General features: G+C 53.8%; 16 protein-coding genes and 1 pseudogene. 7 read left to right on the top strand and 10 right to left on the bottom strand.

Annotated features, from left to right (window positions below):
• Positions 1 to 63 precede the first annotated feature (63 nt).
• From hisC to BLR00_RS15040, 3 genes are all read left to right on the top strand, one after another.
• Positions 64 to 1,176, top strand: coding sequence for a histidinol-phosphate transaminase (gene hisC / locus BLR00_RS15030; RefSeq protein ID WP_074633933.1), 1,113 nt, complete (start codon positions 64 to 66; stop codon positions 1,174 to 1,176).
• The gene (gene aroF, locus BLR00_RS15035; protein WP_074633934.1) at positions 1,173 to 2,189 is read left to right on the top strand and encodes a 3-deoxy-7-phosphoheptulonate synthase; all 1,017 of its coding nucleotides are present in this window, start codon (positions 1,173 to 1,175) and stop codon (positions 2,187 to 2,189) included. The genes hisC and aroF overlap by 4 nt, the downstream gene beginning before the upstream one ends.
• A gap of 219 nt (positions 2,190 to 2,408) precedes the next feature.
• Entirely contained in the window at positions 2,409 to 3,299 is an 891-nt protein-coding gene (locus tag BLR00_RS15040) for a prephenate dehydrogenase (RefSeq protein ID WP_074634351.1), read from the top strand.
• 33 nt (positions 3,300 to 3,332) lie between these two features.
• Here the strand turns inward: BLR00_RS15040 and BLR00_RS15045 are convergent, their stop codons facing one another.
• Positions 3,333 to 3,596 (bottom strand): hypothetical protein, encoded by a 264-nt coding sequence (locus BLR00_RS15045; RefSeq protein WP_074633935.1) that lies wholly within the window; start codon positions 3,594 to 3,596, stop codon positions 3,333 to 3,335.
• 286 nt (positions 3,597 to 3,882) lie between these two features.
• Here BLR00_RS15045 and BLR00_RS15050 point away from each other — a divergent pair, with 286 nt between their 5' ends.
• Positions 3,883 to 4,233: a SnoaL-like domain-containing protein gene (locus BLR00_RS15050; RefSeq protein ID WP_074633936.1), complete on the top strand. Its 351-nt coding sequence runs from the start codon at positions 3,883 to 3,885 to the stop codon at positions 4,231 to 4,233.
• Positions 4,234 to 4,296: 63 nt separating this feature from the next.
• Here BLR00_RS15050 and BLR00_RS15055 read toward each other — a convergent pair whose 3' ends face one another.
• Entirely contained in the window at positions 4,297 to 4,584 is a 288-nt protein-coding gene (locus BLR00_RS15055) for an encapsulin-associated ferritin-like protein (RefSeq protein ID WP_074633937.1), read from the bottom strand.
• A gap of 77 nt (positions 4,585 to 4,661) precedes the next feature.
• Positions 4,662 to 5,405 carry a Mut7-C RNAse domain-containing protein gene (locus BLR00_RS15060; RefSeq protein WP_074633938.1) on the bottom strand — a complete coding sequence of 248 codons (744 nt, stop codon included), beginning with the start codon at positions 5,403 to 5,405 and terminating at the stop codon, positions 4,662 to 4,664.
• A 163-nt stretch (positions 5,406 to 5,568) separates the two neighbouring features.
• On the opposite strand from BLR00_RS15060, the gene BLR00_RS15065 reads away from it, so the two are divergent.
• Positions 5,569 to 5,901 carry a hypothetical protein gene (locus BLR00_RS15065; protein WP_256324172.1) on the top strand — a complete coding sequence of 111 codons (333 nt, stop codon included), beginning with the start codon at positions 5,569 to 5,571 and terminating at the stop codon, positions 5,899 to 5,901.
• Positions 5,902 to 6,037: 136 nt separating this feature from the next.
• Here BLR00_RS15065 and glgX read toward each other — a convergent pair whose 3' ends face one another.
• The 7 genes and pseudogenes from glgX to BLR00_RS16540 form a co-directional block, all read right to left on the bottom strand.
• Entirely contained in the window at positions 6,038 to 8,119 is a 2,082-nt protein-coding gene (gene glgX, locus BLR00_RS15070) for a glycogen debranching protein GlgX (protein ID WP_074633939.1), read from the bottom strand.
• Positions 8,120 to 8,138: 19 nt separating this feature from the next.
• Positions 8,139 to 10,658, bottom strand: a complete 2,520-nt coding sequence (locus BLR00_RS15075; RefSeq protein WP_256324173.1) for a glycogen/starch/alpha-glucan phosphorylase — start codon at positions 10,656 to 10,658, stop codon at positions 8,139 to 8,141.
• A gap of 36 nt (positions 10,659 to 10,694) precedes the next feature.
• Complete coding sequence (locus BLR00_RS15080) at positions 10,695 to 13,079, bottom strand: phosphoketolase family protein (protein WP_074633940.1); 2,385 nt, start codon at positions 13,077 to 13,079, stop codon at positions 10,695 to 10,697.
• Positions 13,076 to 13,246, bottom strand: a complete 171-nt coding sequence (locus tag BLR00_RS16765; protein ID WP_176759992.1) for a hypothetical protein — start codon at positions 13,244 to 13,246, stop codon at positions 13,076 to 13,078. Before BLR00_RS16765 ends, BLR00_RS15080 begins: the two co-directional genes overlap by 4 nt.
• Positions 13,243 to 14,445 carry an acetate/propionate family kinase gene (locus tag BLR00_RS15085; protein WP_074633941.1) on the bottom strand — a complete coding sequence of 401 codons (1,203 nt, stop codon included), beginning with the start codon at positions 14,443 to 14,445 and terminating at the stop codon, positions 13,243 to 13,245. The genes BLR00_RS16765 and BLR00_RS15085 overlap by 4 nt, the downstream gene beginning before the upstream one ends.
• A 106-nt stretch (positions 14,446 to 14,551) precedes the next feature.
• Positions 14,552 to 14,908, bottom strand: a complete 357-nt coding sequence (locus BLR00_RS15090) for a hypothetical protein (RefSeq protein ID WP_107797605.1) — start codon at positions 14,906 to 14,908, stop codon at positions 14,552 to 14,554.
• Between the two features lie 86 nt (positions 14,909 to 14,994).
• Positions 14,995 to 15,141, bottom strand: a pseudogene (locus BLR00_RS16540) (IS3 family transposase); the annotation flags it as partial.
• 504 nt (positions 15,142 to 15,645) lie between these two features.
• Between BLR00_RS16540 and BLR00_RS15095 the strand changes: the two are divergent.
• Positions 15,646 to 15,828: a terminase small subunit-like protein gene (locus tag BLR00_RS15095; protein WP_074633943.1), complete on the top strand. Its 183-nt coding sequence runs from the start codon at positions 15,646 to 15,648 to the stop codon at positions 15,826 to 15,828.
• Between the two features lie 621 nt (positions 15,829 to 16,449).
• Complete coding sequence (locus BLR00_RS15100) at positions 16,450 to 16,659, top strand: hypothetical protein (RefSeq protein WP_074633944.1); 210 nt, start codon at positions 16,450 to 16,452, stop codon at positions 16,657 to 16,659.
• Positions 16,660 to 16,766: the final 107 nt, after the last annotated feature.

The raw sequence follows: 16,766 nt of genomic DNA on the forward strand, positions 1-16,766 counted from the left end.
GATAGCACCCCCTTGAATTATCTTTAATTTTTCTGTACTTCTGCAATTTACGGATCTGACTTTATGAATCTCAGCGATCTTGCCCCTGAATACATCCGCGCTATCAGTCCCTATCAACCTGGTAAGCCAATTTCTGAATTGGCGCGGGAGATGGGTATGGATGAACGCACAATCATCAAGCTTGCGTCTAACGAAAATCCGCTGGGAACAAGTCCGCTGGCCCTGGAGGCGATGACCAGGGCGTTGGGTGAGGTAGCGCTTTATCCGGATGGCAGCGGTTTCGAGTTGAAGGCGGCGCTGTCGAAATGTTATGGGGTGACCAGCGGTCAGATTGTGCTGGGCAACGGTTCCAATGATGTCCTGGAGCTGGCGGCTCGAGTATTCCTGAAACCGGGCGCATCCGCGGTCTATTCGCAACACGCCTTTGCGGTCTATCCGTTGGTGACACAGGCGGTAGGTGCGAGCGGCATAGCGGTTCGCGCCATAAAATACGGTCATGACCTTGATGCCATGCTGGATGCGGTCACGCCCGAGACACGTATCGTATTTATCGCCAACCCGAATAATCCCACCGGTACGTTACTGGCTGCCTCAGCGGTATTGCGTTTTCTGGAACGAGTATCTTCCGACGTGCTGGTAGTGCTGGATGAAGCTTACAACGAATATTTGCCCGGCACTATCAAGGCTGATAGCATTGCGTGGCTGAAACGCTTCCCCAATCTACTCATTACCCGCACTTTTTCCAAGGCGTATGGCATGGCGGGCATACGCGTTGGCTTCGGACTGGCTCATCCGGATGTAAGCGGCTTGATGAATCGTGTACGCCAGCCATTCAACGTAAACAGCATTGGCCTTGCTGGCGCGGTGGCCGCACTGGAAGATGTGGAGTTTGTGAAACGCACTTATGCACTCAACCAGGCGGGGATGCTGCAAATCACGACCGGACTGCGGCAACTCGGCATCGAGTACATTCCATCCTACGGTAATTTTCTGAGTTTTCGCCTGCCGAAAAGCAATGTCCGGGCGATAAACGAAAGTCTCCTCAGACAGGGCGTCATTGTGCGCCCCATCGGTATTTACGAAATGCCGGAGCACCTTCGAGTCACCGTCGGCCTCGAATCGGAAAACCAGAAATTCTTGAAATCACTTGAGACAGCAATCGGAGAATCAGCTTGATCATCATCATGAACAACGGCGCCACCGACGAACAAATCGATTCGGTGGTTAATAAAATTCGAAGTTTCGGCCTTGATGCAAATGTTTCGCGCGGCACCGAACGTACCGTGATCGGCGCAATCGGCGACGAGCGCAAGCTCGATCCGGAAATGTTCGATTCCTTGAGCGGGGTCGAATATTCCATGCACATCGTCAAGCAGTACAAGATTGTATCGCGCGAGTCGCACAGGCATGATTCGGTAATCGATGTAGGCGGGATACCGATTGGCGGCAATCAGGTGCAGATTATCGGCGGCCCGTGCTCGGTGGAAACGCAAGAGCAAATGGACTTGTCAGCAGAAAATGTTTATACGGCTGGTTGCCGGCTGATGCGGGGCGGCGCCTTCAAGCCCCGTACCAGCCCCTACACCTTTCAGGGCAACGGCGAAGAAGGGCTGAAGATGTTCCGCAATGCCGCGGACAAATATAATCTGCGCATCGTCACCGAACTGATGGATGCGCGCATGCTTGACACATTTCTCAAGTACGATGTGGACGTGATCCAGATAGGGACTCGCAGCATGCAGAATTTCGAATTGCTGAAGGAAGTGGGACGCATCAACAAGCCGGTGATACTCAAGCGCGGCATGTCAGCGACGATTTCCGAGTGGCTGATGGCGGCGGAATACATTGCCGCAGGCGGCAATCACAACATCATTTTCTGCGAACGCGGCATCCGTACCTTTGAAACCGCCTACCGCAACGTACTGGATGTAACCTGCATTCCGGTGCTGAAGAAGGAAACCCATTTACCGGTTATCGTTGATCCTTCCCATGCCGGCGGCAAGGCGTGGATGGTTCCCGCACTGGCACGCGCGGCAATTGCCGCCGGTGCCGACGGCCTGCTGGTGGAAACGCATCCAAATCCGTGCGACGCTTGGTGCGATGCGGACCAGGCATTGAACCCGCAAGAATTCGAATCTCTCATGGGGTCGCTGAAAGGAATAGCGGGCGTCATTGGCCGCAGCCTGTAAGACTCTTCCAGAGATTCAAAGCAGGATGGGACGAAGGGAAGCGCAACCCCTCATTGCGCTATCTCCCATACCTCGCTAAACCGCAACCACGCCGGTGATTTTGAGGGGTTACGCTGCGTTACCCGTCTACATAGATATCAAACTGAAAAAGGATCATGGGCATATTCCAATCCTGTCATCACCCGCGGAAAATAACCGGCCTTAATTATGCCCAGCGTCATGATCAATAAACTGGTGATTATCGGTGTGGGCCTGATCGGCGGCTCATTCGCGCTGGCGCTACGCAAGGCGGACAAGGTTAAACATATTGTCGGTGTGGGCCGCAGCCGGGAAAATATGCAGCGCGCGCTCAAGCGAGGCGCAATCGACGAAATCGCCGATGACCTTCCATCAGCGCTGAAACACGCGGATGTCGTGCTGCTCGCTACGCCAGTTGGACAGGTCGGCAGTATCATGGCGCAAATCTCCCCCTATCTTGAACCCGATACAATCGTAACCGACGCCGGCAGCACCAAACAGGATGTCGTCGCCGCGGCACATTCTCATTTGGCCGGACATCTGAAAAATTTTGTGCCCGCCCACCCGGTCGCGGGAGCCGAGCTGAGCGGAGTGAGCGCGGCTGATGCCGGTTTATACCAGAGCAAGAATCTGGTGTTGACGCCGTTGAAGGAAACCAGCGCCGAAGCGGTAAAACGGGTAACGGAATTATGGCAGGCCTGCGGCGCACGCGTTTCGGAAATGAACGCCGCCCAGCACGATGCCATCCTCGCTGCCGTGAGCCATCTTCCCCATGTGCTGGCATTCCTGCTAATGAACCACGTCTCATCCAGCACCGAGCATGATTCGAATGAGCCGCTGCGCGCGGACGATCCACTACGTTTTGCCGGTAGTGGATTCCGCGATTTTACCCGCATCGCCGGCAGTTCCCCGGAGATGTGGCGCGATATATGCCTTGCCAACCGCGAAGCGCTATCCTGGCAAATCGATGCTTATCAGAAGGAGCTGACAGCTTTGCGTGAGATGCTGGCGCGCGATGATAGCGAAGCACTGGAACGCGTTTTTACCAGTGCACGTGAAGCACGGCGGCGATGGCTTGAGAACAAGTCTTGACCGCTTAAAGAAATAAACGGCCAACCGCCGGATTCAGGTTGAATAAACGGCCTGTTCTTCTGGCTCGACGCTTAATACCCGCCCTTTATTCATCGGCACGATCTTGGATTTAATGGCCTTGTTATGTGCGTCAGCCAGCTTCTTTACGGCAAGGTTATAGTCTGCCCATAGCGTATCGAGCTCCTGCGCGTGGCGTTCGAGCATCAAGGTATAATCATCCTGATGCTGATCGCGCAGGGCGTTTTTGGCACGAAGATAAGTTTTATGGCGTCGTTGGGCTTCGGTATTCTTTTTCATGGCTCACGATAAATAGCGGTTCGACAATTAGCGCAAATTTATATATAAACCCCTTGGGGAAATCAAAACTTCATGTGGGTATCGTATCAATTTGGATAACGAAAACAATTGGACCTTAGTACATCCACTGCTCATGAACCATCCATTACTCGGCGCATAACGGATAAAAAATTCACGGGGGCACTATTGCTATCATGGGTGGTCAGTTACTATGGGTAAGTACTATGGAGCAGTTCACGACGGCTCATCCCGATCAAATTTCAATCCAACCTGAACGGAGGAAACGATGACCTTAAAAGAACAGCTGGACGACTTGAACAACATGATTCTGAAGGGCGAAATTCTGGAATCCATGGACAAGTATTACCATCCGGATTGCGTGGTAGTTGAAAAGAATGATGTGGTGGCGACAGGCCTTCAAGAAGCCAAAGACCGGGAGTCGGATCTTTTTAAAGGAGTTGAAGCGTGGCTTAAGTCAGAGATCAAAGCCACCGCTGTGGGTGATGACGTCACAATGACCGAGTGGCATTATGAATACAAGCATAAGGACTTCGGGCACAAGAAATTCGACCAGGTAGCTGTTCAGCACTGGAAAGATGGAAAGATCATCAGTGACCGGTTCTACGCGATGTATTGACCTCCGGGGATGGCTCGTCACTGATAGCCATCCAGCCCCATGGGTGAACCCGGTCAGCAAAGCCTACTTATGCGTAATGGGTTTATCGGTGAAAAGGAATTTTTTCAGTTGAGTGGAAAAGGCTGCATCCTTGCGTCGAATCCACTCCAGCACCATGGAGGCGTGTTCCTTCTCCTCATCGCGATTGTGCGCAAGAATTGCTTTGAGTTCCTCATCTTTGCATGCGTCCACACGCTGGTTGTACCAATCCACAGCCTCCAGCTCTTCCATCAACGAAACGATTGCTCTGTGCATGTCCCTTGTTTCATTGGACAATTCCTCAATGGGCTCGTGGTAACCGACACTTGACATGATTTGCTCCTTCTTCTTGGATAATAAATGTGACGATGGATATCCTATCCGCTTATGCGGAGATTTGTGGGAAAAAATTAACTTAGCGGCATAATCCCATCCAGTAGGACGCGCATCCGCCGCCAATGCGAACCCTCCCAGAATACGCGTTGGCAAACATTGCAGGTGCTGAAGTGATCGAATCGATCGCGTACAGCGGGCGGGAGGCACGTCAGCACTTCCGCCTTGGCGACGGCGCGCAACGGTGCGTTACATGTCAGGCATAAGGTGAATGGCCGCGCGCTGCGCGCCAGATCCAGCCGATCGAATATCTCGTAGAGTTGCTGTGTCGATCTCAACGCACGTATGTAACAGCCGCGCGTGATTGAACGGCGCTTGAGCAATTCCCTGTCGCGCGTGAGCAAGATGCGCTCGTCCCGCGCGACGATAGCTTCAATTTCGCTGTCCTGAAAGTTGTTGTCGTAAAGTGTATCGAAGCCGGCCATGCGCAGCAAGTGCGCAAGCCCGCCCAGATGCGCATCGGCGACAAAGCGCGTTACCCGCAAAGGTTGATCGCGCACGCGCAGCAAAGGAGTAATATCGAGCATCTCGAATCGGGGAAAGATTGCTACGCGATCCCCTTCTTTCAGCAGCCGGTCGAAGTTCGCGGACTCACCGTTGACCAGCACCAATTCGACCTCGGTATGAGGCACACCAAGCGCCTCGATCATATGCTTGGTAGTTGCCGACTCTGAACAGGGGCAAGCAAACTCCCGCCTGCGCCGTTCAGGCGCGATAAAATCGTTCAGTTCCTCATAGAAGCGAAATGTGGCGGTGACCATAGAACAAAGCCCGGCAAGCTGGCCGCTCATATTTTAGCGAATGTCGAGAATAGTTTGATACGCTGGAACTATACGCCCCGTACAGCAACTCTAATATAGCGTCGGAGGTAGACATTAAAACGCCTTTTGCCATCCGGTTATTTCAAACACTAACGGAGTCCTCATGAGAATGAAATGGTTTTCGCTGATATTTTTTGCCGCCTTTTCAAGCCCCGCTATAGCCGTTGAGAAAAATTACAGGATATGTACTGCGGGAGGCTATTTTGCCGGAGCTGACGATAAGTTTCTAAGCGGGCTGGCTACGCATCTCGCGCAAAAAAGAAATATCCTCAACGATCCCATATGTGGCGCTCTATGGAGAAACGCACATAAGATCGGAGCAATCGTCTCTAAAACAGGGAAGATACACGATGAAGCGGAAGGAAATGTTGTTCATGACGCCACCGAGTTTAGTGGCAAGGTATATGAGGTAGTCGGCTCCAAGATCAATTTCTAGCCTGCCGGAATCGAAGCGAAAAAGGAGATATTGGGTCTGAGCTAACCTGGCCCAGGAAACAGCTCAGATCTCTACGTGAATAGAGATCGAGCAACACTGCCAAGCAGGACCAGATAGCGTTGGAAGGGCAGAGACTTCAGCGCGCCTCCAAGACGGCAATACTACGGGGCTGCGAGAGGTAATGTGCATCTGTGTGCTCGATTTGTCCATCAGGCAGGCTGATATCTTGCGGTGAAGCCAATGCCGTATCCAGGGCAATATACCATTGCCGCCCCTTGATGAAAGGTAATGGCGCATCCAGCGCCTGTTCCGACATGTTCATGATCACGTGCAAATCCGCCTCGCCCTCCTCCCGGCCGGCAATCGTGCAGGCAAGTACGCGGCAATGAGGATCATGCCAAAGCGGTTCGTTCAGTTGCATTCCATGCCAGGCGATATCGGGCAGCTGGCGCCCGGCCACCATAGCGCCCGTAAAAAATTTGTTGGCGGTCAGACTGGGATGCCGCCGCCGCAAAGCGATCAGCTCCCGTGTGTAGCGCAACATATCGTTGTTCCGCTCGACAAACCCCCAGTCGAACCATGAAAGTTCGTTATCCTGACAATAGGCATTGTTATTGCCGCGCTGGCTGCGCAATACCTCATCGCCGGCAAGCAGCATGGGTACCCCGCGCGACAGCATCAGAAGGGCCATGAGATTCTTTGCCTGGCGGCGACGCAACGTCAATACCGCGGCGTCGCCGGTGTCGCCTTCGGCACCGCAATTCCAGCTCAAATTGTCATTGGTTCCGTCACGATTATCTTCGCCATTGGCTTCGTTGTGTTTACCGTTATAGCTCACCAGGTCGTACAGCGTGAAGCCATCGTGGCAGGTAATGAAATTGATGCTGTTCGTCGGGCAGCGGCCACCGGCGGCGTAGAGATCGGCACTGCCACCGAGCCTGGTCGCCACCGCCCCAACCAATCCGGGGTCACCGCGCACGAAACGCCGCATGATGTCGCGATAGTGGCCGTTCCATTCAGACCAGGCCATGCCGGGAAATGCACCGACCTGGTAGAGTCCAGCCGCATCCCAAGCTTCGGCAATGACCGGCACATGGCTCAGGATGTGCGAAGTTTCGATGGCCCATGGCAATGGTGGGTTCGCCAACGGCACACCTTGCTCGCCACGGGCGAACACGCTGGCAAGATCGAAACGAAAACCATCCACGCCGAAAGTTTCCACCCAGTATTCGAGGCAATGCACAATGAAACTACTGACCAGGGGATGGTTGCAGTTCACTGTATTGCCGCAACCGGTGAAGTCGAGGTAACGCTGGCGCTGGCTTGCATCGAGGTGGTAGAAGGCGTCGTTGCCAAGTCCGCGGAAACTGATGACTGGTCCATCCTCGCCACCCTCCGCCGTGTGATTGAAAACAACATCCAGTAAAACACCGATGCCTGCCGCGTGAAAAGCATCCACCAGGTCGCGAAACTCCTGGTTGGCCAGGGTCTCGTCGAAGCAGTACTTGGGGTGTGGGGCCCAGAAACTGTAAGTGTTATAGCCCCAGTAGTTACTCAAACCCGCTTCGGCAACAGGCCACGGAACACTTTGCGTGTCATATGCCATGACCGGCAGGAATTCGACATGAGTAATGCCCAGTTCCTTCAGATAGGGGATTTTTTCTTTTAGGCCAGGAAAAAGACCTGGCCGTGACACCCCGGCAGAGGGGTGCCGGGTAAATCCCCCCACATGAAGTTCATAGATAACCGCGCCGGTCAGATCAGGATTCGCACATAAGCCGGTTTTGGCCGGAACCGGGGGTGCAAGCGAATTGACTACGATGGCACGCAATCCGCCATCCTTCGTATCGGGGTCGATGCCACGGCACCGATCCCAAAGACTATCGGATACTGCCCTCGCCCAGGGATCGAGCAGTTCCTTGTGCGGGTAAAAACGCCGGCCGGTCGAGGCCCAATCGTTGGGGCCATCCATTCGCCAGGTGTAATACGTACCGACCGGCAGTCCGACCACGAATACATGCCAGAAAAAAAAGCTGCGGTTGTGCTCCGCATCCAGCACGACCGTCTGAAATGCCTCGGGAGTATCCGCTGCCGCATACAGCACCAGTTCACCCCCGGTTGCATGTTGGCTGAAAATACAGAAGTTGACACCATCGGCGGTGACGGTAGCTCCCGGCGGAAATCGCGTGCCGGACCTGGTTGGATAGGGAGGTGTCATAGTCGAGACTTGCGAATCGTTAAGCCTTCACAGTCACTGGTCTTATATTCCAGATGTCCTCACAGTATTCCGTAATGGCGCGGTCGGATGAGAATTTACCGCTGCGCGCGGTATTGAGAATAGACATCCGTGTCCAGTTCGGGACGTCCTGCCAGGCCGAATTGACCTGCTCCTGACAGGCGATATAGGCAGCGTAATCGGCCAATACCAGGAAAGGATCATCATGCGTCAGGTTGTCGACCAGTGGACGAAATACTTCGGCATCGCCCTGCGAGAAGTGTCCTGCGCCAATGAGCTCCAGCACGGCACGCAATTCATCATTTCCTGCAACATAATCATGAGGACGGTAACCGGTACGCTTGACACTCTCGACTTCGGCAGCCGAGAGACCGAACAGGAAGAAATTATCTGCCCCGACCTCTTCGCGTATCTCGACATTGGCTCCGTCGAGCGTACCAATGGTGAGCGCGCCGTTGAGCATGAACTTCATGTTGCCCGTACCTGACGCTTCTTTGCCGGCCGTGGAGATTTGTTCTGACAGATCGGCGGCTGGATAGATGAGATGTGCATTCTGGACGTTGAAATTCGGAATGAAAGCGACCTTCATGCGCGTATTCACATCTGGATCGGCATTTATCGTTTCTGCAACGGCATTGATGAGCTTGATGATGCGCTTGGCCATGAAATAACCGGGCGCAGCCTTACCGCCGAAAATGAAGGCACGCGGTGGCAATACCAGCGCCGGATTCTCCTTAAGCCTGCGATACATGGTAACAATATGCAAGATGTTCAGATGCTGGCGCTTGTATTCATGGATACGCTTCACCTGGATGTCAAACAGCCAGCCCGGATCGATCTCGATGCCGGTTTGCGCATGGATGTATGAGGAGAGGCGCTGCTTGTTGCCGAGTTTTATGGCGTACCAGTCGTGCTGAAAGGCGTCTTTATCCGCATGAGCGTCGAGCTTGCGCAGCAGACCCGGTTCCGTCAGCCATTGCTGGCCCAGCGTATGATCAAGCAATTCGCGCAAGCCGGGATTTGACAGGGCCAGGAAGCGGCGCGGAGTGACGCCGTTGGTCTTGTTACTGAAACGCTCCGGCCAGAGCTCATGGAAATCCTTGAGTATGCTGGCCTGGAGTAGCTCGGTATGAAGTGCCGCGACACCATTGATGGCATGACTGCCAACGGTAGCAAGATGAGCCATGCGCACCCGTTTATCGCCTTCCTCGCCGATCAGGGACATCCGCGCTACGCGAGCCTCGTCGTCCGGGAAGCGTGTACGCACCTCGTCAAGGAAGCGCCGGTTGATCTCGTAGATGATTTCCAAATGTCGGGGCAACAGCTCGGCGAACATGGGAAGCGGCCATGTTTCAAGTGCCTCCGGCAACAAGGTATGGTTCGTATAACCAAAGCTTGCCACGGTGATGGCCCAGGCCGCATCCCAGTCAAATCGCCGCTCATCCACCAGCAGCCGCATCAGTTCGGCCACGCCGATGGAAGGGTGCGTGTCATTGAGCTGCACGGCAAAGCGCTCCGCGAAGGTTTCGACCGGTGCATGGGCCAATTCGAGCAGATGCAGCATATCCTGCAACGAGCAAGTCACGAAAAAATACTGCTGCGCCAGGCGCAGCCTCTTGCCGCTCGCCGGTTCGTCGTTAGGATAGAGCACCTTGGTCACCGTTTCCGAGACCAGTTTTTCGTTTACCGCCTGGTAGTAATCACCGACATTGAATGCCTGAAAGTCAAACGACTCGACGGCCTCGGCACTCCACAACCTCAGCGTGTTGCAGGTGTTGACGCCATAACCCTGGATGGGCGTATCATATGCGACGCCCTTCACCATCCGGTCCGGTATCCAGCGCACACGCTGACAGCCCACCTCGTCCTGGTAATGTTCGGTATGGCCGCCCCAATTGACATAATAGAAAGTATCAGGCTTGGCAATCTCCCACGGATTGCCTCGACGCAACCACTTGTCGGTGATTTCGGTTTGCCATCCGTCGCGAATCTCCTGCTCGAAGATACCGAACTCATAGCGAATGCCATAGCCGACCGCGGGACACTGCAGGGTCGCCAGTGAATCAAGATAGCAGGCAGCGAGACGACCGAGACCGCCATTGCCCAAGCCCGGCTCCTTCTCGCAAGCAAGAATATCGTCAAGATCGTGGCCGAGAGTCGCCAAGGCATTTCTCGCTTCCTGTTCAATATGCAGATTCACCAGGTTATTCCCTAAATGGGGCCCCATAAGAAACTCGGCCGATAGATAACATGCAACCTTGCGATTCAAGTCAAAATAAGTCTGGGTGGTATTAATCCAGCGATACTCCATCCGATCACGAATCGCGAGCGCGAGCGCACGATAGTAATCGTGTGGACTCGCCACGGATGGCAAGCGACCGACGGAATAATGCAAATGATCAAGCACCGCCTGCGTGAGCGCCGATGCCTGCATCCCGAGGCGGACATCAGAAGCCGTGACTGACAGCGCAACTTTATCTGCGCCAATTCCAGAAGTTTCCTGAGACATTTCGCTTTTCATGATATTCGCATCCAATTAAGTTGGAAAATACTTCATTCAGTATGGCCAGACCCAGTTGCTGAACATCTCATTATCTGTGCCATGCTCATGGGCATATGCCAGGTTCAGGATAATCTCGTTCTTCATTTGTTCTTTCAGATGGGCAGCCCTGGCGGCAAGGGTAGGCACACGATCGATGACATCGATGACCAGAGTAAAGCGGTCAGCCTGATTAAGAATTGCCAGCTCCAACGGCGTATTGATGTTCCCTCGCTCCTTGTAACCCCGAACATGCAGATTTTCATGATTCTTGAAGCGATAGGCCAGCTTGTGGATCAACCACGGATAACCGTGGAAGTTGAATATCACCGGCTTGCAAGTAGTAAACAAACTGTCGAATTCTCGCTCTGTCGAGCCGTGCGGGTGCTCGCTCGCCGGTTGCATCTTATACAGGTCAACGACATTGACGAAACGCACCTTCAAGTCCGGCAGATGTTCGCGCAGGATGGCGGTTGCCGCCAGTGCCTCCTGGGTCGCCACGTCGCCACAGGAGGCCATCACCACATCCGGTTCAACGCCCTGGTCGTTGCTCGCCTGTCCCCAGATACCAATTCCCTTGGCGCAATGTACGATGGCCTCATCGATGGTAGTGAACTGCAGGTGCTTCTGCTTGTCGGCGACAATGACATTGATACAGTCGGTCGAACGCAGGCACTGGTCCGCCACCGCCAGCAGCGTATTGGCATCGGGCGGTAGATAGATGCGCGTAACGGATGGACTTTTGTTGGTCACCAGGTCGATGAAGCCCGGATCCTGATGGGAGAAGCCATTGTGATCCTGCCGCCAGACCGTGGAAGACAGAAGAATGTTCTGCGAGGCCACGGAGGCGCGCCAGGGGACATGGTTCTTCGAAATATCCAGCCACTTGGCGTGCTGATTGAACATGGAATCCACCACATGGGCGAAGGCTTCGTAGGTATGGAAAAAGCCGTGACGGCCCGTCAGCAGGTAGCCTTCAAGCCAGCCGATCAGGGTGTGCTCCGAAAGCATTTCCATCACGCGACCGTCACGTGACAGTTCACCACCGTCAGCATCCTCCGGCAAAAGATCCGCCATCCAGACTTTCTTCGAGACTTCATACATGGCCTGCAAGCGGTTGGAGGCAGTCTCGTCGGGACCAAACAGACGGAAATTGGTCATGTTGTTACGCATCACATCGCGCAGGAATTCACCCAGCGGCCGGGTATTCTCATAAAGCACCTTGCCTGCTTGTGGCACGTCGACGGCATAGTCGCGGAAGTTGGGCAGTTTGAGCTCCTTGCGTAACAAACCACCATTGGCATGCAGGTTTGCACTCATGCGCAATAGACCCTTGGGCGCCAATTCCCGCAGTTCAGGCAGGAAACGACCGTCGGCATCAAACAATTCTTCCGGCTTGTAGCTCTTCAGCCAATCCTCGAGCATCTTGAAGTTCTTTGGATTCTCGCGCACATCCGAGAATGGCACCTGATGGGAACGCCAGCTTCCTTCCGCCTTGTGGCTATTGATCTCTTTGGGTCCGGTCCAGCCCTTCGGCGAACGCAGCACGATCATCGGCCAGCGCGGACGCTCCGCCTTGCCGCTGTCCCGGGCCGTTTTCTGGATGGCTTGAATATCGGCAATGGCTTGTTCCAAAGTGGCCGCCATTTTCTGATGCATGTCCGTGGGATCGTCGCCCTCGACAAAGTAAGGGGTGTAACCATAGCCGCGGAACAAGGCATCAAGCTCCTCGTGGCTGATGCGCGCGAGGATGGTCGGATTAGCGATTTTGTAGCCATTCAGGTTCAATATTGGCAGTACCGCCCCATCACGGATAGGATTGATGAATTTATTGGAATGCCAGGCAGTTGCAAGCGGCCCGGTTTCGGCTTCTCCATCTCCCACCACGCAGGCAACGATAAGGTCTGGATTGTCCAGACAAGCGCCGTAAGCATGCGAAAGGCTGTACCCGAGTTCACCGCCTTCATGAATGGAACCAGGAGTCTCAGGGGTAACGTGAGAGCCAATCTGTCCCGGAAAAGAGAATTGCTTGAAAAACTTCTGTAGCCCTTCGATATCCTGGCCCTTGTCGGGGTAAACCTCGGAATAGGTACCCTCCAGGTAGGTCGGACCAAGCACGCCCGGTGCGCCATGACCAGGACCGGCCATGAAGATCACATCCAGATCGTCGCGCTTGATGATTCGATTGAGATGCGCCCAGGTGAAGGACAACGCCGGGCTCGCTCCCCAGTGGCCAAGTAGCCGATGCTTGACATGCTCAACCTTGAGGGGTTCCTTGAGTAATGGATTATCGCGGAGATAAATCATGCCGACCGAGAGGTAATTGCATGCTCTCCACCAGGCGTTGATCAGGCGTAATTCTTCGGCATCAAGCGGATTGGGAATTTGGGCTGATTGAGTCATGGTAGCTTCTCCTCATTCTCGTTAATGAATCGCCATTTCCAGGCGAGAAAAGATCGTGCATGAGACAGTAAGTAAAACTTGGGATGGGTAAGCGATGCCCTTTCGTTGGCGATGCCAACAGCCAGCGTTCTTACCCTTGAGCAATGGACGGCGGGTTCAAGCGTCATGGCGATTCTCCTGATTCAATGGATTTCAGAATGCGCCGGGTATGCCGTGCGATCAGCAGCTCTTCATTGGTCGGGATAACCCAGACCGGAATCCGGCTTTCCGCCTTGCTGATGCAGGGACCGCCAATGGCGTTGGCGACGGGATCCAGCGCCAGCCCCAACCAGGCGGCGGCCTGGCAAATACTCTCCCGGATTGGCGCGGAGTGCTCGCCGATGCCGGCGGTGAACACCAATGCATCGAGTCCGCCCAGGGCTGCCGTGAGTGACCCCAGCTCGCGGCCAACGCGGTAGACAAACAACTCCACCGCAAATTTCGCCTTCGGGTCGGCGGAGTTAATCAGGGCGCGCATATCGCTGGATAGGCCCGAAACACCGAGCAGCCCGGACTGCCGGTAGAGCAGTTTCTCGACCTCACGGGTATCCATCTTCAGTTCATCCATCAAATAGAGGATGACACCAGGATCAAGGCTGCCGCAACGTGTCCCCATGGGCAGCCCGTCAACGGCGGTAAATGCCATAGTACTGGCGATGCTTTTGCCACCCTGGACGGCGCACATGCTGGCGCCGTTGCCCAGGTGCAGCACTACCACGCGTCCTTGTGCGACGCTGGAGTCATACTCCGGCAGAACAGAAGCGATGTACTCGTAGGAAAGGCCGTGGAACCCATAGCGGCGCACGCCCCGCCCGGTAATCTCTGACGGCAACGCGAAGGCTTGCGCCACTGCCGGTTGAGTGCAATGGAAGGCGGTATCAAAGCAGGCCACCTGGGGCAGTTCCGGATGGTTGGCCATCAACAAGCGGATGGGCATCAGGTTATGGGGCTGATGCAACGGTGCCAGCGGAATCAGTTGTTCCAGATGCCCAACGATCTCGGCCGTCAGGCGCACCGGGGCGGCGTAGTCGATACCACCATGCACAATACGGTGGCCAACGGCGGCCAGATGATGTTCCACGAGATGCTCGCGCAGGAAGTCGGCCAAATAGGCGATTGCGCCGTCGTGGCCAAGCGGTTGGCCTGGCACCCACTGCTTTTCACCGACAATGGCACCAGCCGCATCCTTGGCCTTGAACCGGGACGTGTTGTACAACCCCTCCAGCTGTCCGCCGAGGAACAGTTCAAGCGACTCGCCGTGCTCCAGGAACAGCGAGAACTTGATACTGGAGGAGCCAGCATTAACAACCAGAATAGCATTGCTCATCAGACTACCACCCTGCTGGTGTTTTCCTGCCGAGATTGGGCGACAAGGCCCGCCACTTCCAGATGGAGCAGGCATTCCTCTGCAGTGTAAAATTCTTAAGTGTCGTTCATGCTGCCGAGCAGACTTGTAAGGCTTTCAGTGCCTCGACACCCTCATACTTGAGGCCCTTGAGAAGAACATCTGAAACGTTCGGCCCAGCTTTCTTCAATTCCAGATGGAATGCATAGGAAACAGTATTATTAGCATACGTACCCAAGACTTCTGATTTGTTTGTATCAGGGTAGACCCGGACGCTATATTGCAGAGCGTTAATGTTCTGTCGTTTATCGGTCTGCATCTTAGCGGCGACGCAACGAGCGAGGGCTGAGTAATCCCCTTTTATCTCACCGGCAAGTAATGTCTCCTGTTCTTCCACTTCCGTGAGGTTTGCGCAGCCAGAAAGAACTAATGCTGTCGTGATCATTAAGAGCTTCATCTCAACCTTTATTATTGAGTTGACTACTTTATGCGGAAGATTAATGAGTGATACCCCAAACGTACCACCGGGTTTTACCCCATTTCTACGGACGGCTTGGCTAAGTCTAAAGCATTGTTGACGCATTTCCAGTATCTTCGTTTTCGTGGGTTATGGAATCGTCCGATACAGTCGCAGACACCTGTATCTGTTCGCGCCTCAGCCCGGATGCGATACTGTCGACACATCCCATGAAATCTATTTATAGTTTATTTTTTGATTATTACTACACTTCGATACAGAATATGAATCTGGGACAAATGCAGTGCTCAGCTTACCGTCTAAACCCGCAATCCGAGCAGTTCAACGTTGTGATGATCCGACTCTCACGCTTACACTGGCAGCAGCATTTGATAACGATCCAGTGACGAGATTCTGTGTTCGCACAGATGCCCGCCGCCACTGGGCCATGCGAGTCGGCTTCAAACGAGCGCTGGATTTATATCAACCATACGGCTTAACCTTTATCGCAAACGATGGAGCGGGTGCTGCGCTTTGGGCCCGTCATGACCAATGGCAATTCACGTTCTGGCAAGAGTGTTCGCTCATTCCACTGTATATGCGCGTCTGTGGCATCAGTCGCTTCATGCATCTCAGTCGCGGATTCGACGCGATGAAATTACACCATCCGGTTGAACGTCATTATTATCTCTACTTGCTCGGTGTACATCCTGACCACCAGTCACATGGCTTGCACTGCAGTTGCAGAACATGCACTGGACATTGCGGATGATGGATCCAACGACTGGATGGAATCACACGACCCCGAAAACCGTGGCTGGCAGTTCAATGGGGAGCACGTGCAGCGCTCCAGGTTGCGCGTAGAGACGAGAAAATGGTTTCTATCAAAACTGATGCCCAAGGTATAGGGCGACAAATCCTCAGTGGAGCTGAGTGGCTCGCTGGACCTCGCTAAGGAAATTCTTGCTGCACGTAAGAGGGTAGCGAAGAAATGTGTCACAGAATGAAATAATGCCGCCCCCAAAGGTAAATTTGTTTATCGGCAAAGAATCGTCCTACTGAGGCTGTTGGCTGCTGAATTTCCACACGTGTTTTGACCCCATCAACATCGCGGTGTGCAATTGAGCGAGACTGCCAGGAGGTCGCGGGCGATTGTACCTGATAAGTTGCTATTTGGAACTTCCAGCAGCATTCCTAGCTCATGATCGTCCATTGCAGAGAGGTCGTGTCTTAACACAGCCCTCCCCCACGGCCGAATCACTGCTAATTCACATAATCGGCCACCTTGCTGAGCGCATAGATGTGACTGTGCAGCTCATGCATAAGCCACCAAGCAATGACCGGGCATCTTGGCCACCGGACCGTTGTGGAAGTCGGCATTACGAACATCGATGTCAAGATAATATAAATAAATTGTGAGTTATTTGTGAACTAAAGTTATCCATGATCGTCTTACGAGGACACCAGTAAGGTGCGGAGCACCTCTTAAAAAAGTACTTTCGTAAACGCAACCACAGGAGAACTTGAAAATGAGCAAACATGTTACTTATTTGCGGACCCTCGAAGGCAACATCGAGCGCTTGCCAAATGCCATCACCACGCAACTCGGTAATTCGCTGCATCCCTACCATTATGAAGAAACCCTCGTGGGCTGGCCTGAATCCAAGGTATATTGGGCGAACGCCAGAGGTCCTGCCGTGGGTCTGGCACCGCTGGACGCAACTTTCGAGATTAGATGATCGTTACAGCGTGAGAAATAAACGAGGAGCTACGTGGGTTGAAACGTGGGTATAGAAAGTTAATATAATAAATATTACTTTATAAACATAGATATATACAATATTTT

The organism is Nitrosospira multiformis (assembly GCF_900103165.1).
GTDB lineage: Bacteria > Pseudomonadota > Gammaproteobacteria > Burkholderiales > Nitrosomonadaceae > Nitrosospira > Nitrosospira multiformis_D.